Annotated in this window: 23 protein-coding genes and 1 tRNA gene; 3 read left to right on the top strand and 21 right to left on the bottom strand. The window is 45.5% G+C overall.

Going from position 1 to position 20673, the window contains the following annotated elements:
* Nucleotides 1-13 precede the first annotated feature (13 nt).
* From KIT90_RS02370 to KIT90_RS02280, 19 genes are all read right to left on the bottom strand, one after another.
* The gene (locus KIT90_RS02370; protein WP_285374966.1) at nt 14-889 is read right to left on the bottom strand and encodes a metal ABC transporter permease; all 876 of its coding nucleotides are present in this window, start codon (nt 887-889) and stop codon (nt 14-16) included.
* Complete coding sequence (locus KIT90_RS02365) at nt 889-1614, bottom strand: metal ABC transporter ATP-binding protein (RefSeq protein WP_005438275.1); 726 nt, start codon at nt 1612-1614, stop codon at nt 889-891. Before KIT90_RS02365 ends, KIT90_RS02370 begins: the two co-directional genes overlap by 1 nt.
* Nucleotides 1614-2540 carry a metal ABC transporter solute-binding protein, Zn/Mn family gene (locus KIT90_RS02360; protein ID WP_045479996.1) on the bottom strand — a complete coding sequence of 309 codons (927 nt, stop codon included), beginning with the start codon at nt 2538-2540 and terminating at the stop codon, nt 1614-1616. The genes KIT90_RS02365 and KIT90_RS02360 overlap by 1 nt, the downstream gene beginning before the upstream one ends.
* Nucleotides 2541-2563: 23 nt before the next feature.
* Nucleotides 2564-3118, bottom strand: a complete 555-nt coding sequence (locus tag KIT90_RS02355) for a DUF6162 family protein (protein ID WP_285374962.1) — start codon at nt 3116-3118, stop codon at nt 2564-2566.
* Nucleotides 3115-3435 (bottom strand): hypothetical protein, encoded by a 321-nt coding sequence (locus tag KIT90_RS02350; RefSeq protein WP_285374959.1) that lies wholly within the window; start codon nt 3433-3435, stop codon nt 3115-3117. The genes KIT90_RS02355 and KIT90_RS02350 overlap by 4 nt, the downstream gene beginning before the upstream one ends.
* Before the next feature lie 44 nt (nt 3436-3479).
* The gene (locus tag KIT90_RS02345; RefSeq protein WP_045413509.1) at nt 3480-4310 is read right to left on the bottom strand and encodes a DUF4198 domain-containing protein; all 831 of its coding nucleotides are present in this window, start codon (nt 4308-4310) and stop codon (nt 3480-3482) included.
* Between the two features lie 16 nt (nt 4311-4326).
* Entirely contained in the window at nt 4327-4866 is a 540-nt protein-coding gene (locus tag KIT90_RS02340; protein ID WP_285374955.1) for a DUF2271 domain-containing protein, read from the bottom strand.
* A 23-nt stretch (nt 4867-4889) separates the two neighbouring features.
* Nucleotides 4890-5519: a PepSY-associated TM helix domain-containing protein gene (locus KIT90_RS02335; RefSeq protein ID WP_199460931.1), complete on the bottom strand. Its 630-nt coding sequence runs from the start codon at nt 5517-5519 to the stop codon at nt 4890-4892.
* Between the two features lie 138 nt (nt 5520-5657).
* Nucleotides 5658-6515 carry a CPBP family intramembrane glutamic endopeptidase gene (locus KIT90_RS02330; protein WP_285374950.1) on the bottom strand — a complete coding sequence of 286 codons (858 nt, stop codon included), beginning with the start codon at nt 6513-6515 and terminating at the stop codon, nt 5658-5660.
* 174 nt (nt 6516-6689) lie between these two features.
* Complete coding sequence (locus KIT90_RS02325) at nt 6690-7862, bottom strand: lipopolysaccharide assembly protein LapB (RefSeq protein ID WP_285374948.1); 1173 nt, start codon at nt 7860-7862, stop codon at nt 6690-6692.
* The gene (locus tag KIT90_RS02320) at nt 7859-8479 is read right to left on the bottom strand and encodes an energy transducer TonB (RefSeq protein ID WP_005438297.1); all 621 of its coding nucleotides are present in this window, start codon (nt 8477-8479) and stop codon (nt 7859-7861) included. Before KIT90_RS02320 ends, KIT90_RS02325 begins: the two co-directional genes overlap by 4 nt.
* Complete coding sequence (locus tag KIT90_RS02315) at nt 8479-8883, bottom strand: biopolymer transporter ExbD (RefSeq protein ID WP_005438299.1); 405 nt, start codon at nt 8881-8883, stop codon at nt 8479-8481. Before KIT90_RS02315 ends, KIT90_RS02320 begins: the two co-directional genes overlap by 1 nt.
* A complete protein-coding gene (locus KIT90_RS02310) occupies nt 8880-9434 on the bottom strand; it encodes a MotA/TolQ/ExbB proton channel family protein (RefSeq protein WP_285374946.1) in 555 nt (184 codons plus the stop codon). The genes KIT90_RS02315 and KIT90_RS02310 overlap by 4 nt, the downstream gene beginning before the upstream one ends.
* Nucleotides 9434-10801 carry a MotA/TolQ/ExbB proton channel family protein gene (locus KIT90_RS02305; protein ID WP_285374944.1) on the bottom strand — a complete coding sequence of 456 codons (1368 nt, stop codon included), beginning with the start codon at nt 10799-10801 and terminating at the stop codon, nt 9434-9436. The genes KIT90_RS02310 and KIT90_RS02305 overlap by 1 nt, the downstream gene beginning before the upstream one ends.
* Nucleotides 10802-11569 carry a DUF3450 domain-containing protein gene (locus tag KIT90_RS02300; protein WP_285374942.1) on the bottom strand — a complete coding sequence of 256 codons (768 nt, stop codon included), beginning with the start codon at nt 11567-11569 and terminating at the stop codon, nt 10802-10804.
* Nucleotides 11570-11644: 75 nt separating this feature from the next.
* On the bottom strand, nt 11645-13735 hold the full coding sequence (locus tag KIT90_RS02295) for a TonB-dependent siderophore receptor (protein WP_105068077.1): 2091 nt from the start codon (nt 13733-13735) through the stop codon (nt 11645-11647).
* Between the two features lie 206 nt (nt 13736-13941).
* Complete coding sequence (locus KIT90_RS02290) at nt 13942-15315, bottom strand: sensor histidine kinase (protein WP_285374940.1); 1374 nt, start codon at nt 15313-15315, stop codon at nt 13942-13944.
* Nucleotides 15315-15980, bottom strand: coding sequence for a response regulator transcription factor (locus KIT90_RS02285; RefSeq protein WP_285374938.1), 666 nt, complete (start codon nt 15978-15980; stop codon nt 15315-15317). The genes KIT90_RS02290 and KIT90_RS02285 overlap by 1 nt, the downstream gene beginning before the upstream one ends.
* Nucleotides 15981-16141: 161 nt before the next feature.
* Complete coding sequence (locus tag KIT90_RS02280; RefSeq protein WP_285374936.1) at nt 16142-17095, bottom strand: L-lactate dehydrogenase; 954 nt, start codon at nt 17093-17095, stop codon at nt 16142-16144.
* A 273-nt stretch (nt 17096-17368) separates the two neighbouring features.
* Here KIT90_RS02280 and KIT90_RS02275 point away from each other — a divergent pair, with 273 nt between their 5' ends.
* Nucleotides 17369-18076: a glycerophosphodiester phosphodiesterase family protein gene (locus KIT90_RS02275; protein WP_270052103.1), complete on the top strand. Its 708-nt coding sequence runs from the start codon at nt 17369-17371 to the stop codon at nt 18074-18076.
* Between the two features lie 29 nt (nt 18077-18105).
* Here the strand turns inward: KIT90_RS02275 and KIT90_RS02270 are convergent, their stop codons facing one another.
* Nucleotides 18106-18588, bottom strand: a complete 483-nt coding sequence (locus tag KIT90_RS02270; protein ID WP_020196825.1) for a murein L,D-transpeptidase family protein — start codon at nt 18586-18588, stop codon at nt 18106-18108.
* A gap of 176 nt (nt 18589-18764) precedes the next feature.
* Here KIT90_RS02270 and KIT90_RS02265 point away from each other — a divergent pair, with 176 nt between their 5' ends.
* Both KIT90_RS02265 and KIT90_RS02260 read left to right on the top strand, forming a co-directional pair.
* Nucleotides 18765-19760, top strand: a complete 996-nt coding sequence (locus tag KIT90_RS02265; RefSeq protein ID WP_038896590.1) for a 2-hydroxyacid dehydrogenase — start codon at nt 18765-18767, stop codon at nt 19758-19760.
* Nucleotides 19761-19844: 84 nt separating this feature from the next.
* Nucleotides 19845-20201 carry a YibL family ribosome-associated protein gene (locus tag KIT90_RS02260; RefSeq protein WP_005438317.1) on the top strand — a complete coding sequence of 119 codons (357 nt, stop codon included), beginning with the start codon at nt 19845-19847 and terminating at the stop codon, nt 20199-20201.
* Nucleotides 20202-20501: 300 nt separating this feature from the next.
* Here the strand turns inward: KIT90_RS02260 and KIT90_RS02255 are convergent.
* Nucleotides 20502-20592, bottom strand: a tRNA-Ser gene (locus tag KIT90_RS02255).
* Between the last annotated feature and the right edge of the window lie 81 nt (nt 20593-20673).

Here is a 20673-nt window from a genome sequence, read left to right as displayed (position 1 = left end):
CGAATATCCAGATTTAAGCTTTGCGCACAATGCGATACATGGTTGCAGTTAAGAAGAAGGTTGCCGAAACAATGATGATCGACGCGCCAGATGGCACAGGGAGTTCCAACTCCATCGGCAAGACGGTGCCAACCAAGCACGCGATGGTCGCCAGCAGTGATGAGAGCAACACAAAGCTGCCCATTCTCTTAGTAAGAAGGCGGGCTGTTGCACCAGGAATCAGCAGCAATGCCCCAACTAATACGGCGCCAATGATCTTCACCGCAGCAATGGTCACAACCGTGATCATCATGACAAACAAGTAATCGTAGAAGCTGGTATTGAATCCACGCACACGTGCGATATCTGGACTGATACAAGTCAGTAATATGCGGTTAAATGTCGGGATCAAAAGCAATAAAATGATCAAGCAACTCACGGCCAGAATGGTAATGTCTCTGTCTGTTACCGTCAGAATTGAACCAAATAGAACATTCTCTAGCATGTGGATGTTGATCTTGCGTGCCACGTACATCAGCAAGGCTGCACCGACCGCCAGTGCCAGTGCTAGAAATACGCCGACTAATGTATCGTAAGGAACATTGGTTCGATTTCGCACGAAATGCAGCAGCAGTGCGAAGATCATGCAGAAGCTAAATAATCCAATGAATGGGTTTTCTGGTGGCTCACCAAGCAGTACACCAATCGCAATACCTGTTAGCGCAGCATGACCGACGGCCTCTGAAAAGAACGCTAAACGCTTCGCAATGACTAGCGTGCCTAAACCACCCAGCAAGGGACCAAGAATGAGCGCAGCCACTATCGCGTTGACCATAAACGCGTAAGCAAAACTGTCGCTAAGCCAACCCGCTTCCACACCATGCAGAGCAAGCTCTCTTAACCAATCCATTATGCCGCCTCCACTTTTGCTGTGTAGTGCTTAAATAGCGACTCGATACGTTCTGGACTCAATACTTCTGAGTGGTGCCCTGACGCCACGATTTGACGATTCACGACATGGACCTGAGCATCCAAACGACGTACAGCCGTCACATCATGATGCACAGCAAGCACGGTTTTACCTTCCCCAACAACTTCATGAATTAAACTTTCAAGGTAACGAACACCTTGCTCATCCATGCCCGTCGTTGGCTCATCCAAAACAAGCAGACTTGGATCGTCTAATAACGCTTGAGCGAATAAAACACGTTGCTGTTCCCCTCCCGATAACTGCCCCATTCGGCGATCACTACGTGAGGCCATACCAACGCGCTCTAGTTGAGCAAGCGCTTGTTGAGTTTGCTTGGTTTTACGTCGCCAAAACAGAGGCACTCTGGTTTGGTTAAGCAAAACGAAATCCATAACCGTGAGCGGCAGACTGGCTTCAAACATGGCTTTTTGTGGTACATAGCCAATTTTCGCTGCATGTTTGCTGTCTGGCCAATGGACAGAAATATCACCAGTAAATGGGGTTAAGCCCAAAACAGAGCGTAAAAGAGAGGTCTTCCCGCCACCGTTAGGCCCCATGATGACGTGACATTGACCAGCTTCAAATTGGGTTTGAATGTCTTGCAGAATCAGGTTGTCGCCATATTGAAGGCTTACCCTGTCGAGAGAGATAGAAGGCCCTAACATCAAGCTTTCTCCTGTTCGTGCTTGCTTGCAACGAACTTCATCGCTTCAATCAGAGTTGCGACGTTCTCACGCATTTCGACTTCCACCTTATTGGCTTCGTATTCGCCATGAGTCATGTGAGAAAAACGGTAAAGCTGAACACCAGTCGCTTCTTCGATCGTGTCAACAAAGCGGTTGGGCATGTTTAACTCGTAAAACAGCACATCAATACCAGATTGACGAATCTTCTCTATGGTTTCTTGTAACTGGCTTGCGCTTGGCTCTACACCATGAGCAGGTTCGATAACGGCTGCGACGTCAACGCCGAATTCCTGCAAGATGTAACCATAAGCATTATGTGTCGTAGCGACCTTCATACCTGCAGTATCAAGTTGCCCTAAAGACAACATGGCATCACGCTTCAAAAGGCGGAATGTTTTTGCGTAAGAGCGAGCATTCTTGCGGTAATACGCAGCATTGTCTGGGTCGAGTTTGCTTAGCTCACTCGCAATCGTGTAAACCTTTTGAATCGTGGTCGATAGGCCAACAAACGTATGCGGGTTCACTGCGCCTTTACCGACTGATTGCCCCATCGCAGGTAACAGTGGGACTTCTTTGTTCGCCTCTATCACCACGAGGTCGTCACGTTGTGAAGCTTGAATCACTTTAAGAGCAAAATCATCGTGGCCGATACCATTGACCACAATCACATCCATTTGCTTCAAACGCTTTAGATCATTAGGTTGAGGTAAATAGTTATGAGGGTTAAAACCTGCATCCACCAGCGGTAGAATTTCTGCTTTGTCACCGACCACCGCTTTTACATAGCTGTAGTAAGGTTGAAGAGTAATACCAATATTGAGCTTATCTGCTGCGAAGCTCGATGAAGCTACTGCCAGCAATGCACTAGCCGTTATAATTCGACGTAGAAAAGATCGTTTCATCATAGTTGTTATCGTTAAAATTGAGCTTAATGGGCGTGAGCATTTGAAGAAGTAGCAGGGACAAGAACAATTTGTTGCCAACCTTGCTTCTGGCGTTCGCTTGTTTTTGCAAGAGACAAATCAGACGCCTTTGTTGTGGATTGAATAAACCAAATGTCAGCGTGTTCATTACGACTATCGAGAAGCATGGAAGCCGCGCCTTTTTCATCTTGCCTTACACCGAGATAAATCCCTGCATCTAAGCGTTGCCATTGATGAGAGCCTTTTCGCTGCCAGCTTTGATCTTGTACAAATGGGGCAACCCAAAATTCTTCCAATTCGCTGATGGCAGGCCACTCGCCAGCATCTAGATGAAGATCTCGAATCTCTTCATGTGCCAACTTTAGCTCGGCAATCATCGCAAGTTCTTCTTGTTCAAGATCAGTGATGGGAACTTGATGAGCCAGCACTTCGGTATGTTCTGTCTCGGCTTGATGGTGAGGCAGAAAAATAGTGGAGACCGCAAGAATACCTGCGATGGTTAGAGCAACCCATTTACCTTCTCGACTGCCGTTATCCGGTCTGATCTTCTGGGTAATCATTTCTCTTTTAACTCAACGATATCCACTTCTACTGGGTTTTCATGCCCCGCATCGAAAACCAAATAAAAGTCGGTTTGAGGATGAGTGAATTCAGCAATGGAGCGTTTATCTGTCGTTACTTTGGCGATCAAGTTGTCGTCGTAATCGTACATTTCAACGTCGTAATCCACGGCGGTAGAACCATCTGAATAGCCCGCCTCGCAAATCACTTTATTTTGCTCTAGATGGCAACTCATCAATGGGAAATGCGCGAACGCTTGAGAAGAGATAAAACCAGCAACCAATACTGAGGTTTTGAGAATAGAAACGTTTTTCATGATGCATCCAAATTGGCTCAGCGAAGGGCTGAGCCAAATTTTGATTAGTTAAGTTGAGTTTCAAACGTTAGGTGAACGTTCATGCTTGCTTTGTCTGCAAGTGGATCGTTTTTCAGCTCACCCTTGTAGTTTGCTTTCATTAGGTAGCGACCCGCTACATCTGGCGTGAAGGTGATTTTTCCATCCTTGTCACTGACCACATCGATTTGCTCTTGGTGGTTACGATACAGAGTACCTTCACGCGTAATTTCCGCCGTAACACCTTGCTGAGGCTCGCCGTTAAAGAAGAATTGGAATGTCACTTCTTCACCTTCAATAATGTCTGAAGGGTGCGTAATCGGCTTCATTTCTAACAGCTTACCTTCAATCTCTAGCGCCTTTTCTGTTGGCATACCAACCGTTACATAGCTTTCTGCACGTGTGTAGCTAAGTTGGGTAACGACATCGCGTGCTTTTTCAGGAATCACACTTGCGCGATCTGCTTTGCTCGCTTTCGCCCACTTAACCGTATCGCGACGGCCAGCTTTGTACTGGGTGTAGTAGCTAGGTTGGTTATTGATAGCCACTTTGTGTGTGCCCTCTTCAACAAAGAAGAAGTCGAACATTGAACGACGCTTGCCGCGTACGACAAAATTCGGGCGCTCAGAACGACCATCTGGCATGATCACGAACGCTTGCTCGCTACCTGCTGGCTTATCGAATACAAACGTACCGTGAGACGCTGTCACATCGAACGTTAACCAATCACCGCCTTCTTTTGATACCGTAAAGTGAGAAGGGAGAACCCAACGAGGGTGCGCTTGTGCTGTTGTCGCGGCCGCTAGCCCCATTGCCATTACACTTGCTAATGCCACCGCTTTCATTTTGGTTTTCATTGTTATTCCTTCTCTATCACTTAACTTGGTAATTGACGGTAATCACGCCCGTCTCTTCCGTTGGTTTTATTTGGTAGCGCACTTCACTGTCCGCTAACTGCATTTTTTGACGTAGGTAATTACGGCCACCGTGTTCACGCACGACTTCTACATGTAGGGTGTAATTTCCCTGTTCGAGTCGTTGACCATCATCATTAGTGCCATCCCAAACGAATCGGTATTGGCCTGCCGGTCGAGTGGCTGAGGTTACGGCATCGACCAATTCGCGATCGTAACGACCCACTTTGCGCCACCAGCTGCGAAGATCTTTTAACCACTCATCTTTACCTACCCAAAGCTGAATGGTTTTGACTGGTTTACGCTTTTCATCTTCGATCCATACTGCGACATAGGGCCTTGCGTACATCGAGGTATCAATCTTTGGTAACTCAAACTCAAAGTCGACTTTGGCATTATCTGGAAAGGGAGCGGCCATAAGCGGCAAAGGAGATAAAGCCGCGATCAATGCGGCTTTACTAAACGGGTAACGGCGAAAAATACGGCCTATGTTTAACATTAGTTTTTTCTCTGAATAGGCTGTTATGGCACAGCGAAAAAATAAATAACGAGTGATAACGCAGTGCCAAAACTCATCCACTGCATTGATGTTCTAAAAGTCTTTTTCTTTGGAAGCAGCAAACACACACCGGTCAGCACAAAAAACACCATTAGCAGGGCTGTTATGTCGATAAACCATTTCCACGTATCGCCACTGTTACGACCTTTATGTAGGTCGTTTAGCAGCGCAACCATGCCGTAGTTAGTGGTTTCAACTTCAGCTTCACCCGTCGTCATATCGACGAAAACGGTGGCGTTGTAGCCTGGGCCTTTGAAATCTAAAGAGAGTTCACCAATCATCAATTCACCATCCTCAACCTCGGTATACACATCGAGTGCTGATGGTGTGCCTCGTAGGTCTGTTTCTTGTGTTAAGAAACTCAACAGGGCAGAACGATTGGGTTGGAAGCGTCCTTCATTCGCAAATAGTTGCTCGGAAGGAACGGTGAGTGTGTGTTGCTGAATGATGGGTTCACTGCGCTCAAACAGTTCTGGGCGGTTCAACGTAATACCAGTTAACGCAAAAAACAGCGTCACCAATAAAAGAGCCATAGAAATATAAATGTGCAGACGGCGTGCCCAAGTCTGGACGCCTTTGCTTTTGAGCAACATAGAAAACAATCATCACCAGTAAATGAGGGAGTAATTTAGGTGATAATCATTCGTATTGGCATTTAATTTACATTGTTTACGTTTGGTCAAAAAACATTGCTCCCGTCGATACTGACGGGAGTAAATTAAGAGGGGGCATTATCGAGCGAGAATGGGATAAGTAAAGAAAACCAAGTGACAGAAATTAAACACGAAGTGAGCAAGCACCGCACACCATAAACGGCCAGTAAAATGGAACACTAAACCGTACCCAACCCCTGCAAGCGAGGCAAATACCATTAATAGTGGGCCACCAGCAAAATGAGCCAAACCAAACAAAAGACTCGCTACTACCAAGCCGACTCGCCAGTCAAAACGACGGAATAGCGACTGCTGTATAAATCCACGAAATAGCGCTTCTTCTGCCACACAAGTCAGGACTAAGTTGTTTAAAGCAAATAACCACCACCAAGATGGCAAACTCAATTCAGGCTTTAAAGCTCCAAGCACTGACGCAATGGGCAGCAATAAGAGCAAAGGAATCATCACTAGCAATGCTGGTTTGAATCTTACCTTTGACTCACCACCTAGCAAAATCGGATAAGCGAGTAAGAGTGCAATGAAGGCAAGCGGTTTGTCTAAGTTAAGGTACATAGAGAATGGAGCACTTAACGGCCCCGCAGATACCTTGTCGAGCACTTGCAGATTATTGAATCCTGGGATCAGATGGACAAACAACAAGACACACCAAGCAATCACGATTCCCCACCCCAAATAGAAAATGGGTTTCGTTTTTGGCTGCGCTTTTAGCCTTGAAGCGAGACTTGGAAGTCGGTACGACACGCCAAGCACAAACAAAGAGCTGATCAAGGCGATAAGCTCAATACGGCCAAGAATAAAGCCACCAAACAAGGTGATTCCAAGCAATACGAGTGCGACTCCAGTATGGCGGAGAAAAGCCGCTGCTATCGCCAAAATTAACGGGCACCATAGCCAGATGTCAGAATCGAGAATCATTGTATTATCCTTATAAACAAAAGCTGACGTTCCAGTCTTATCGCTGGATAGCGGTAATATAACGTTATGATATTTAAAAAGAGATCGAACCAGACTCAATATTTACAAACAAAAAGACCCGAGATATAACCCGGGTCTTTCGATCGTTGATGCATGTTCTATTGTCACATGGACTTAGCTATTCTGGCTCGCTTTTGCTTTACGCAACTGAGATAGGTATTTCACCCAACTCTCAGCTTGAGTTGAGGGCTCAATCTCATTTGCGCGTTTTGCGTTGGCAAGAGCGTCTTCAATGCGTTTCAGCTTGTAATAGGCACGAGTCTTAACCAATGCCACATCCGCTTTGCGACCCGAGACTTTATCCAAGGCGATCAGAGCATCTTTGTAGTGCCCTTCTTGGACAAGCAACTGCGACAAGTTCCAATAGTATTGGCGATCCAGCTTCGCGGCTACGCGCCAACTCGCTATCGACTTATCCCATTCTTTCGCCATTTGCCAGTACGTAGCTTGCTGCGCTTTAAGCTTGCTGTCTGAGTTAACTTCATTTAACTCACCCAACACTTTTGCTGCACGCTCTGGAATACCGCGCTTACCATACAGCTGAGCAAGAAGTTTGAGGTCATCTTGGTTCAACTCTACGCCTTTCAGCTTCGCAAGAGCCAAAGCATCAAGAGCACGCTTATCATCATCCACACGTAGATACAGAGCAACAAGCTGACGCCACCATTCCACACGCTCTGGCTCAATCGCAATCAAACGTTTGATCGTGCCAATCGCAGGCTGCCACTTTTTCAGCTCTAGCTCGGCAGATAGCTTGATGGACAGTGGTGCCATTTCGTCTGGCTGACCATATTTCTCATAACGAGCCATTGCAGAGAGAACTTTATTCCACTGACTTAACTGGTAATGAGACTGTGCAATACGCAGCCAAATTTCATACGCCTTTTGGCTCTCAGGAACCGATTTACTCAAGTCGTAATAATGTGGCAAAGCTTTAGAGAACTGTTGTTCATTGAGCAACATATCAGCCAACATTTTGCGCGTTTGCCAAGCTTGTTCATCTTCCAGAAGACCACTGTTTACCGCAATCTCAAGCTGTTTAATTGCAGGCTTAACTTGCTCATTCTGCCAGTAGAAAATACCCAGCATTCGCGCCACAAACGCTTGATCGTAACCACGAGATAAATCGAGGCCTTCAAGAGTTGAAATGGCTTCTTGCAGCTTTTCTTCTTGCGCTAGGTTATGAGCGCGTTGAACACGAGTCGCCGTGTATTGACTCAGTTCATTCGCGACGGTGGTAAAAGCGCTTAGGCTTAATACCGCACCGATTAAGAATTGCTTCATCATTTGGCTAACTTGAACTCCACTTTAGCGGTTTGTCCGAACTGCTCAATTGAGACACCATCTTCAACTTTCGGTTGATATTTCCATTTCTTCAGCGCTCGAATCGCTTCTTTTTCGAAGATACGTTTTGGCTTAGCGTCAATCACTTCAATGTCTTTAGGGCGGCCTGTCGCGTCAATGGTAAAGCGCATCACTACGTAACCTTCCATTTTACGTTTCAGTGCTTTGCTTGGATAACGAGGATCAACGCGGTACAGAGGCAATGCTTGCTGGTTGCCCATGGTGCCTTTTAAGTTAGGTGCACTGATCGCAATGCCATCCAGAGCCGTGTTCAAACCCAATGCGCTGATTGGCGTCACTTGGCTCATCGGCTCTACTTGGGTTTCCGCTTGAGACAAATCCATCGGTTCTGGTGCTTTTGGTGGTTCTGGCTGTTCAGGAACAGAACGTTGACGACGTTGAACATCAGCATCATTCTCGACCATCACCATGTCAAAGCGCACCGCCTCTGACGGTTGAGGTGCGCGTTGATTGCCTTTGTCGACCATCCACGCCATAAAGCTAAACAAGCTCACCGCAATCAGAATTGACGCTGGTAGCGCGAGTAGTAGCCTGCCCATTAAGGTTTCTCCGCTGCCAATGCGATGTTCTTCACACCAGCACCTTTCGCCGCATCCATCACTTTCACAACCGTCCCGTTGTATGCGTGCTCATCGGCTTGAATGACAAGTGATGCTTCTGGTTGCTCAAGTAACAAGTGCTCAATGGTCGCTTCAACACGTTCGATATCCACCAAACGTTTATCGATGTACACATCGTTCGCCGCTGTTACCGCAATAAAAATGCCTGCGTCTTTTTGGCTAACCACGTTCGATGCTTGTGGGCGGTTAACTTCTACACCTGACTCACGTACAAATGAACTGGTCACAATGAAGAAGATCAGCATGATGAACACGATATCCAACATCGATGTTAGATCGATTTGCGCTTCATCTTGTTGATTATTTCTACGTCCGAGTCTCACTTCTGACTCCTTAAAGATTGTTCTAACTGGAGGGCTTTACGCTCACACACTTTGCTCAAACGTGCATGTACAAACATGCCAGCAAGTGCCGCAACCATACCTGCCATGGTTGGCAGTGTTGCAAGTGAAATGCCTGAAGCCATCAATTTTGGATTGCTGCTGCCTTGTGTGGCCATCACATCAAAAACCGTGATCATGCCAGTCACCGTACCTAGCAAACCTAACATCGGGCAAATTGCCACGAGTACTTTGATGGTTGATAGGTTTTGGCGCAGTTCAATGTGTGCTTTTGCAATCCATCCTTCGCGGATTTGATGCGCGTACCAAGAGTGGTGGTCAGGTCTTGCTAGCCACTGCTCACAAAGCTGTTTCTTCACCTTCGGAAACTCCATTGTCAGGTAAAATACACGCTCCATAACCAGTAACCAACACACGGCTACAACGGCTGCTAGCCACCATAGGATTTGGCCACCTTGCTGCATAAAGCTCATCAAGGTTGAGGCCCAATCCTCACTGATCAAACCCAATGTGTTGAGTAGGATCTGCTCCATTACGCTGCGTTCTCCGCTGTCGTGTTAGGGTTGTTTTTGCCTTTTGGCATATCGCGCTCGGCTTGTTCCGCAACAAGACCAATACCTTGCTTTTCAAGAATATTGCGAATGTTCTCTGCTTGAGAGCTCAAGACGTTATGAGCAAGAAGCAATGGCATTGCCGCAACGAGGCCAAGAACAGTTGTAACTAGCGCCATAGAGATACCACCAGCCATGACTTTTGGATCGCCATTACCAAACTGAGTGATCACTTGGAACGTTTCGATCATGCCTGTTACCGTACCCAATAGACCAAGCATCGGTGCTAGAGCAGCAAGCAGTTTCAGCATCGACAACCCCTTCTCAAGGTGAGTTTGCTCGTCAACTACCGCTTCTAATAAGCGAAGCTCTAATGCTTCAACGCTACGATGTTTGTCTTTTTGGTATACCGCAAGGATACGACCAAGCGGGTTGTCTTCTGGTTGAGTTGGGTTCTTTAACTGTTTGGCGATTTTTTGGCGAGCAATCATCAATGACACACCACGAACCAACGCGATGATCAAACCAACCGCTAATAATCCAAGAATGATTTGACCAACGACACCACCTGCATTCAGGCGATCCGTCATTGTCGGTGAATTTGCCAATTGCTCAAGCAAGATGCCGCGTGATGGGTCAATCACTAAAGAATCGATTTCACCCGAGTTCAGCGAGCTTGCTGTTGGTCCATTTTCTGGTTGGCGGAGGTAGCTCACTGCATCGCCGCGTTGACCGTTCCACTTAACGTAACCAGCGTCATCCAATAGCGCCATTGAGCCAAGGCGAACACCATTGACCGTTTGTTCACGACCTTCACCATCAAGCAGAGTGAATGACACTTTCGCCATCTCACCACTGGCTTTAACTTGTTCTTCCATACTGCGCCACATCGCTTGAAGCTGAGGCAGAGTAGGCAGTGATTTCGCCGCTACGATATCATCGATGTTTTGTTGGAAAGTGTTCGCGTCTACACCAGTGACCGAGTGCTTAAGCTCTGATTCTAGCTCTTTTGCGTTTTGACGAACAACACCAAATAGCTCACCCAAGCTACCTGTTTCTAAACGTAGTTTTTCTTCTAGTTGAGCCAGTTCAGCTTCGTTTTCACTAAAAGTGACACCAAGCGTGTCAGCTTCTGCTTGTAGCGCCGCACGTTCTGCTACAAGCTTATTCTTCATTGCCTGTAGCTCTTGTTGAGTCTTGTTAAAACCAGATTCACGAGCCACGTTATGAGATTGCTGTTGGCGATTTTCTTGTTGTGCTTTTTGCAGCAGAGTGTCACTTGCAAACGTCGTATGCGGTAAAAGCGCAGCAGTAGAAATCAATGCAACCGATAGCCATTTCTTCATCATTTATTTGCCCTCCGCTACGTTTAGAGACACTGGCAGAGTTAGCATGCTTGGTGCGATCTGTTTATTTGCCATGGCAAACGCTTTATCGAGTTCAGATTTTTGTTCTGAACCAACGGACTGCCATGCGTTCTGTTGTTGTGACCAGCTCCAGAAATGTTCACCAGATAGGCTACGTGCAACTAGTGACACGCGACCTAAGTAAAGAATATCAGCCTCAACTTGGTCGTTACCTTCCAAAGCAATCTTGCCTTGGTAGATACCAATCTTAGTGCCGTAGTCCATTTCGATTTGGTACGCTTCTAGAATACGACGGAACTTCTCAGCATCCGCGACATCTGCTCGAGTCATCATGGCATCAAGCTTAGCAATACGCTCCTCACGTTGCGCTTTGCGGATCGGCTTATCATTCGCGACGATAGTCTTTAGACCATCCAACATGTGATACATAAGCGGTACCACACCTTGACGAGTTTGAGCGATCTGCTCAATTTGCTCATTCAAGCTTGCCACTTCCTCGTTTTGACTATCAACAAGGTTTGAAAGGTGGTCGCGATAAATCTTCAAGTTGCTGACTTCTTCATTCAACTGTTCAATTTCAGCTTCTAGTGACAAAGACTTCTCAGCACTTGCATCGATACGCTTCTGGCTTACTGCAGACGCTTGGTTAGTTTTACTCTGCACTGCTTGAGCATCGTTAAGATTTTCCGCTTGAACGGGAATCAAAACCGATGAGATCAACAGAGCGATACTTGATTTCATTAGATTCATACGAGTTATATTTTCTGTTTTCCAAAAACGACTAAAGGGGAAGACTACTCTTCCCCTTTAAAAATCAGTTTGTTATCAGTACTTGAACTGAATTGTCGCCATGTAGTTTCGGCCCTCGCCTATCACTACACCGCTAGCTCCTTCTTGTTTACTGTTGGTGCTACCACCACCTGCTAGGTAGTCAGTATCAAACACGTTTTCAACATTGAAACGAGCCACAATATCTAAGTTCTCATCATACTTGTGTGTGTACGCAACGCCCATATCAATACGTGCATACCCATCTTTCTTAAATGTGTTCGCTGCGTCTCCGTAGCGCTCACCTTCATAAATCAGACCTAGGTTAACATCAGTGTTGCTCTGCACTTTGTAACGAGACCAAACACTTGCTGAAAACTCTGGAACGTCCGCTGGACGGTTACCTTTGTAATCGGCACTCTCAGTGATTTCTGCATCTAGGTACATTGCAGAAGCCGTTAGCGAAAGTTCCTCAGTCACAAAACCTTGCGCTAGGATTTCCGCACCGCGGTGCACTTGCTCACCATCTTGAGTCTTCTTGTACATCACATCACCGCCAGCATTAACGCCGTCTTCAACATCTAATGCGATGTTTTCTAGAGTGATATCAAACACAGCACCAGAAAGAAGCAGACGTTCATCGAACAGTTCCCACTTAGTACCCACTTCATAAGAGATACCGCGTTCTGCGTCTAGCTCTTCACCATCGTTGGTGTAATCAGTACTGTTTACCGTGCCTTGAGGCATAAAGCTCTCAGAGTACTGAACGTAAATAGAACCGTTGCTTGCAGGGTGGAAAATCACACCTAGTTTTGGTGATACTTGGCTTTCCGTTAGATCATCGCTGCGCTTTTCATCGTAACGAACACCTGCAAGCACCTGCCAGTAATCGTTAATCGTCATCATGTTTTGCGCGTAGATACCCCAAGTATCATATTCGCTAGTAGGCCATTTCTTAGAACTCGTTGGCTCTGGCTTCACTACCGTCTCACCTGCTGGAACATACTCGCCGTCATGGAAAGCCATAAAGCGGTCATAGCTGTAATCCAAGTAGTTTGCACCGACTAAGAAAGTGTTATCTGTACCAAACAGAGAAAAGTCAGTCGTCACATCTACATAAGCAGTATCAAAGACCCAGTGGTCAGAACGCTCGTTACCCTTGTGCTTGATCGTACCGTTTTCTTCGTACATATCGAACTTAGGGTAAGACTCTACGTCGAAACGTTTGAAGTCTTGACGGTTATAGCCCGCTTTCACGTTAACGCTGTCCGTCACCTGTGCATTAATGTCGATGCCGTAGTTTTCTACGTCATTGTCGATCTCTGACCATTGTGCATCCCAGATGTACTTATCACCGCGAACGGCTTTGCCATCGACAATGTAAGCACCTGAATCAACGCTACCGTCATCTTTCGTACGATCATAGTGCGCTGACACCATGATGTTTTCAGTGATATCGTATTCCACAACCAAACCACCCACTACACGGTCAGTTTGTGGTTCCGTACCATCACCGTATTTACGCCATGAGCCGTAGCTTTCTTTTGCAAGAATGGCACGAGCACGCAACGTTTGTTCTTCATTCAACGAACCACTGACATCAAGTACAGTTCGTGAATGGTCATCTGAACCGATATCTTGGCTCAGGCTCGCGTGAGTTTCTGTTGTTGGCTTCTTCGAAACCATGTTCACTAGACCACCTGGTTCTGACTTACCGTAAAGTAGACCTGATGGACCTTTAAGAACTTCAACACGCTCTAAAAGCTCAATTGGTTGACGGTAGTGTGACCAATGCTGACGACCATCACGTAGGAACCCGTCTGAACTGCTCAGTTCAAAACCACGTAGTGAGAAACGCTCACGGTTACGGCTTGTACCGCCCGCACTAACACTCGCGTCATTTTGTAGAACTTCACCTAACGTGCTTGCACGCTGCTCATCGATTACCGCTTCATCAATCACAGCAACTTGTCCTGGAGTTTCCAGTTGCGTCATTTCCATGCGCATTGCTGTTGTATTCGTATCCGCTTTGTAACCGAATTCACGACCTTCTACGACTAGGTGCTCATCCGTATTTTGAACTTCTGCCACTGCAGGTGCTGCTAACACCGCACCGATCACTAATGCCAATTGGCTCTTAGAAAACATACCCATTCACTCCGATTATTGGGTAGCACATAACTGCTATGTGGTTCCCTCTTAGTTATTTCGCGAGTGAATATAAGTGATAACTATTACTATTTGCATTAAATTTACATTCTTTGCATTCGTAAAGTTTTGTAAAGCGGTAAAGGGTCATACTCGCCGACAATCGAGATCTAGATCACACTAAATCAGCACTTTTGACATGGATTTTACTGTCTAAAAAGTAATGTTACTGCAAGCCCGCCCTCTGAACGATTGCTTGCAACGGCTTTCCCACCCATCATTCGCATGGATTCTTTTACAATGGCCAACCCCAGACCGTAACCACCCAACTTTTTGTCTCGAGAAGCGTCCAGTCTTGTGAACGGATCAAAAATATCTGTCAGTTTATCTTGTGGGATACCAGGGCCATTGTCGGCTATCGTCACAGCTAAGTAGCTGTGCTTGCCCGTTGTTTTGTTTGCTAGAGAAACATCTATCTGGGCTGACTGACCAGCATACTTAATGGCATTGCCAATCAAATTGTTCAAACAACGCACCACTAACGTATCGTCACATTGCGCTTTTGTTCTTGTCGCCTCAGAAACAAATGTAAGGTTTTGCTGTATCTGCAAATCAATTTTGCAGCGCTCGACTTGAGGCGCCAGTAGCACTTCTATATCGCTGCGTTTTAATTCCGTATCGTAGCGAGCATTCTCTAAACGGCTGAATTCCAAGATTTCACCAATAAGATGGTTCAGCTCATTGGCCTCTTCTTCCATACGCGTTACTAGGGTTTGTTCATTTTCCCCTACTCGCTTACGCAATAGGTGTAACACTAAGTTTTGGCGCGCTAATGGTGTACGTAACTCATGGGAAACATCACGAATCAAGCGACGCTGCTTTTCAGCAAGAGAATGAATCTCTTTTGTCATGTGGTCGAAGTCTTGCGCCAGCTCGTTAAACTCTCGAGTGTTCGACTTAAGCTCATCCACCACACTGACGTTGAAGTCACCATTCGAAAGTCTTTTACTTGCTTCTCTTAAGCGGTCCAATGGTTGCTGTAAGTTCCGTGCCATCAACAAAGAGAACAGCGCCAAAATGACCGCCGCAATCACGACCTTTAATACAGAGAAATAAAGGATGAAATCATGAGCGGGGTGCAAGCGATGGGGCAACTGAATCACTAGGCTGTTGTTTCCGACAAGAGGAATATTGAATATCGGACGACTTACTCGGCCTTCCAGTTGTTCGTCCAAACGTCGCTTAAATTTCAACTTGAATTCAAAGTGCGGATGCATCAAACGGTGGGTAAGAGGGCGCTGATTTTCGTCAAGTACAAACAAGTAAAAGTGCTGTGCATTCGCCCAATCGGCCAGCTCGTCCATGTCACCTTCTTCGATCAACACGTTAGCTTGATGCGCTAAGTCCAACATTTCAGTCTTTACACTATTAGGTACCTTTAGCATGGCTTTGACTAGGGCTTGTTCAGCAACCGCTTGAACGGCCAAGATGCTAATGACGATAGCCGTCATGTAGCTAAAAAGCTGAAATGCGAGGCTGTCTCTTCGTTTCACAAAGTAGGATGGACACACAAATCTCATTAGCCAGTCACAGCCTCTAAGTAGCTATAACCCTTACCACGAAACGTTTTGATGTGCTGTTTGGATAAACCCGCTTCTACCAATTTACGTCGAATATTACTGATGTGCATATCCAGATTTCGATCAAACGGACTCAGTTCCTTTTTAAGGACTTTTGTTTGTAATTCCGCTTTAGAGATCACGACACCTTGGTTTTTTACGAGGTAACTCAACAGCTCTGCTTCCGTTCCAGTTAAAGGTATACTGTCTAACTGATCACTAATGCTCTGTACCGTAGAACATATCGCCTGTCTCTGGCGCTCCAAACCAACTCGGCGAAGAATGGCTTTGATTCTCATCAGGAGTTCCGAGACGTTAAATGGCTTACCAATGTACTGATCCGCACCGGCTTGATAACCATCTAACATCGAGTTCTCATCATTTAAAGCTGTAAGCATCAAAATAGGGGTAGCAAAACGTTGGCAAATGCGACGAGCGACTTGCATACCGTTCAGGTTCGGTAGCATCACATCGAGAAGTACAAGGTCAACGGGTGTTTTTTCCATATACTGCAACGCGCTTTCTCCGCAATGAACAGAGGAGACAATATAGCCTTCTTCTTGCAATACAGTTTCCAGCAATTCACACAAAGGAACGTCGTCATCTACGATCAAAACTCGAGACATTGCACACCACCACTTAAATAAAAATGGTTCGCATTCTATTACTCATTTGCAGATTAAACAACCATAGTTTTTAAGGTTTTTGCCCAAAAAACAGGCATAAAAAAAGCCCACTTTTCAGCAGGCTCTCTCTTGCAATATTCAGTATATTTTACTCTTTTAAATCAGCACTTTAATCCGGTTACTTTTGCAACATCTTCGACTATTCCCCTCAGGTTGCTACTGATGGACTGAAGCGTTTTTAGTTCTTCTTCAGAAAATGGATGAGTAAGCACTGACTCCGCGCCTTTTTTGCCAACGATTGTAGGTAAACTGATCACGACGCCTTCGACGCCATATTGCCCCGACATCATGGTACCGACAGGGAGAACTGAGCGCTCATTAATTTTAATAGCCTGAATGATGCGGAACACACTTGCTGCGATACCATGAACCGTATTTTGCTTACGACGGAAAATCTCATACCCTGCCTGTTTCACCGCTTCAAGCAGTTCGTCAGCGTCAATACGCTCTATATTATTGGCATCACAGTAGAAATCCGCTGGTTGACCCGCGATAGAAATCAAACTCTTAGGCGTGAAACAGTTACTGCCGTGCTCTCCGAGAACATAACCAAAGATGTTCTTAGGATCTAAATCGACACGACTTGCCACAATACTCATCAAGCGAGCAGTATCAATCACACAACCACTACTGATCACTTTGTTGTTCTCAAAGCCAGTATTGGTAGCGATAAAGTGGGCCACAATGTCACACGGGTTAGAGACAACGATAAGCGTGGCATTTGGGGCAACTCGCTCAACTTTACGAGCGATCTCAACACCAATTTTGGCATTGATTTCAGCAATATCGATACGAGTCTGGCCTTGCTTGATCTGGGCACCAGCAGTAATGACGACAATATCCGCTCCTAAAAGATCAAGGTAATCGTCAGTAGGAATGATATGAGTGTTCTTTGAGAAGGTTAGTGCTGCGGTATGTCGAAAATCGAATACCTCACCTTCGGCACGTTCTAAGTTTTGATCTAGTAGAACCAATTCACTCACGCTGCCCATAGTCAGCAGGTAATTACAGACCCCGACACCGACGGCTCCAGCACCAATAACACCGATTTTCATTCTTCTCTCCCTGGTAATAAAACGAAGCTCTCACTTTGTCTCCACCTTAAAAATAGGGGGGCATGAGAGCACAAAAGTCCTGTTGCGTAATTTGACTCAGAACACCGGTCCAAACCAGTATTTCTCTGCTTGATGACGTTTGAATGATGAAAAATTCGTCTTTATATATGCATCAATAGGCGCTGTTTTAGATTCCCTCGTACATTTGCGCTCTATTCTCAGAAAGAAAAAAGAGTACAATTCTGTGCAGTTTCTTATTGAGAATAGACGTATATGACAACGCTATTGATTGGCCACCGAGGTGTGGCAGGTAAGTTCCCTGAAAACACGAAAGTCAGCGTTCAAGCTGCGATCGATTTAGGGTTAAATTGGGTTGAAGTCGACGTACAACCGACCAAAGACAATGTACTGGTAGTTTGCCATGATCATACCGTGAACCGCTGTAGCAACGGTAAAGGTCGAGTTGACCAAATGACATTATCTGAGCTCAAAGCGTTAGATTTTGGTCGTTGGTTCAGCGATGAATTCGCCAATGAGTCCATCATGACATTATCTGAACTCCTAGAGCTTGCTGCAGAAAATGACCTAAACCTTAACATCGAGGTTAAAGTAGATCATCACTCTGCCAATGACGTTGCTCAAATGGCAGCTCAAACTCTACTAGACGGTCCTTTACCTAAAGAGCGCGTCCTTTTATCAAGCTTTAGTCATGACGTCATTAGAGCACTACACAAGCATTGTGAGGGTTATCGACTAGGTGTGCTGAGTGAATTCTTTACTCGAAAAGACCGATTGTTGCTCGAAGAAGTTGATGCCTACAGCTGTAACCTCAATATTAACTGGGTTCGCTCACGCCAAATCAATAAGCTACAACAAGCAGGCTATAAGGTGATGTGTTACACAGTGAACAATCCCAACAAACTAAAACATCTGCCAATCTTGGATGGCATCTTTAGTGACCATCCAAGTCGTTTTATGTAGTAGCTTAGATGTCGATATTGGGAGCTCCATTACCATTCAATAGTAATTGGGGTTCCCATTTTGACTAGCTTGATAAATTCGTCCATTTCTTCGTTAGTAATGGCAATGCAACCGTTGGTCCAATCGAAGCTTTGAATAAATTGAGGTGACTGAGTCTCACCATTTTTAAGACCATGAATTTTGATCTCGCCGCCAGGTGACACACCTCTTCGATGCGCTTCCAAACGGTCAATCGCGTCAGGGTAACTAATATGCACAGAGCGATAGAAAGCAGAATCGTTGATCACGTAATCTAACGTGTAATCACCTTCTGGAGTTCTATTGTCACCCTCTTCTTGCTTGTGCCCTTTTGGATTAGCACCCAATGCGATGCGATACTCTTTAACGACCTCGCCATTCTCCATCAGATACATCCTACGCTTTGACTTATCAACTTTCACCAAGTCGACCGCTGCGTGAGCACCAGACACAAACGTACAACACAAGATCAAAGACAACCATTTTACTGACATCGCCAGAACGCCTAACTCATCCACTTAAGGGGAACACAAAAAAGAGCAACCATGCTAGTCAGATGGTCACACTAAAGCAAACTTAATGTGTGCAAATTTAACTACTCATTACACTAAAATTGGCTTACTTTATAAGGAGATTACTTTACAAATTCAGCACAAATAGAGAGGGTATTATGCTCAACATTGCTTTTTTCAGTGCAAAATCCTATGACGAAGCCTCTTTCAATAAAATCAAAAACAACCGAGACTTCGAATTTCACTATCATGATTTTAGATTAACGTCTAAAACTGCAAAAATGGCACAGGGTTGTGAGGTTGTCTGCGCCTTTGTAAACGATGACTTGTCTGCCCCGGTTCTAAAACAACTTTCCATTGGCGGCACGAAACTGATCGCGATGCGTTGTGCAGGGTTCGACAAGGTCGATTTGGAAGCAGCGAAAGAGCTTGGTTTACAAGTTGTCCGCGTTCCTGCTTATTCACCAGAAGCTGTGGCGGAGCACACTGTCGGTATGATGATGTGTCTGAATCGACGCTTGCATAAAGCTTACCAGCGCACCCGTGACGCAAACTTCAACCTAGAAGGTCTAGTCGGCTTTAACTTTTATGGCAAGACTGTTGGTGTCGTAGGGACTGGTAAGATAGGTATCGCCACCATGCGCATCTTTAAAGGGCTGGGGATGGAAGTTCTTTGTTACGACCCATATGAAAACCCTCTTGCGTTGGAAATGGGCGCGCGTTACTGCTCTCTTGAAGAGATCTATGCTAACGCAGATGTCATCTCACTACATTGTCCAATGAGTGAAGAGAACTACCACCTGTTGAATGAGAATGCATTCTCGCAAATGAAAGACGGTGTAATGATCATCAACACTAGCCGTGGCGAACTGCTTGATTCTGTTGCAGCGATTGAGGCGCTAAAACAAGGCAAAATCGGAGCTTTGGGCTTGGATGTGTACGACAATGAAAAAGACCTCTTCTTCCAAGACAAATCCAATGATGTGATTGTCGATGACGTGTTCCGTCGCTTGTCTGCATGTCACAACGTACTATTCACTGGACACCAAGCGTTCTTGACTCATGAAGCCCTCAACAACATCGCGTCTGTGACCCTAAGTAACGTAGAGGCCTTCTTTACGGGCACTCCTTCAGGTAATGAGCTGATCAACTAAATCGGTAGATCGAGCAGTATAGTAGAGCGTAGAATTTCAGCTATGCTATACTCCTCGACCATTAAAAATTTGAGCCCAATTACCATGAGCATAAAAACTGATATTCAAAAGCTGCACAACCGTTTAGATAATTGCCAACGCAAATTGGATGCGGCGCGATCTCGTGGTGATCACGAAATGATTACTAAGTTCACGAATGAAGTTGATGACTTAACGAAGAAGCTAAATCAACTTAAGCACAAGCAAACATACGAGCTAAACAAAGAGCGTAAGAGCCTGCTTGATATGCCATTCTCTCGTGAAATCACTAAGGCAGAACAAGCAGATATCGGCAAGCTTAAGAAGCGTGTACGCGGCTTAGTTATCGTTCACCCATTAACAAAAGTGGGTAAAGAATTACGCCTAGACGTAATGACAGGTTTTGCTCCAAAAGAGTTCTAATAACTCTATTAAGCAACGGATATTGAAAAGCCCAAGCAGCTAGCTTGGGCTTTTTTGTGCCTAAAATTCATAAAGTTAAGCTTAGGGAAATCACCATTATAGATAATGAGTGACAGTGCAACCTGCTCAGTTTTCAAACTAATAGAAGATATAACATTAGACCACTTTCTATGTAGTGGCCTAGTTCGGAAATGCCTAGCCTAGGGTTGTGACTAACTGGAACTTAATGCAAATCCCGTCTAATTCACAAACGTCAGAAATGAAAAAAGCCTCGCTATTTCTAGCGAGGCTTCTTAATAGTGGCGGAGAGATAGGGATTTGAACCCTAGATACGCTATTAACGTATGCCGGTTTTCAAGACCGGTGCTTTCAACCACTCAGCCATCTCTCCACAAATTGTCATCAACAGATTAGTACACTGATGATGTTGCTACTTGTCTATGCAGGTAGCGATATTTAAAGCCTGGCGATG

The sequence above is a fragment of the Vibrio sp. B172a genome, assembly GCF_030248355.1.
Lineage (GTDB): Bacteria > Pseudomonadota > Gammaproteobacteria > Enterobacterales > Vibrionaceae > Vibrio > Vibrio owensii.
Note: the sequence above shows the minus strand (reverse complement) of the source record. Positions and strands in the feature narration are given on the sequence as shown.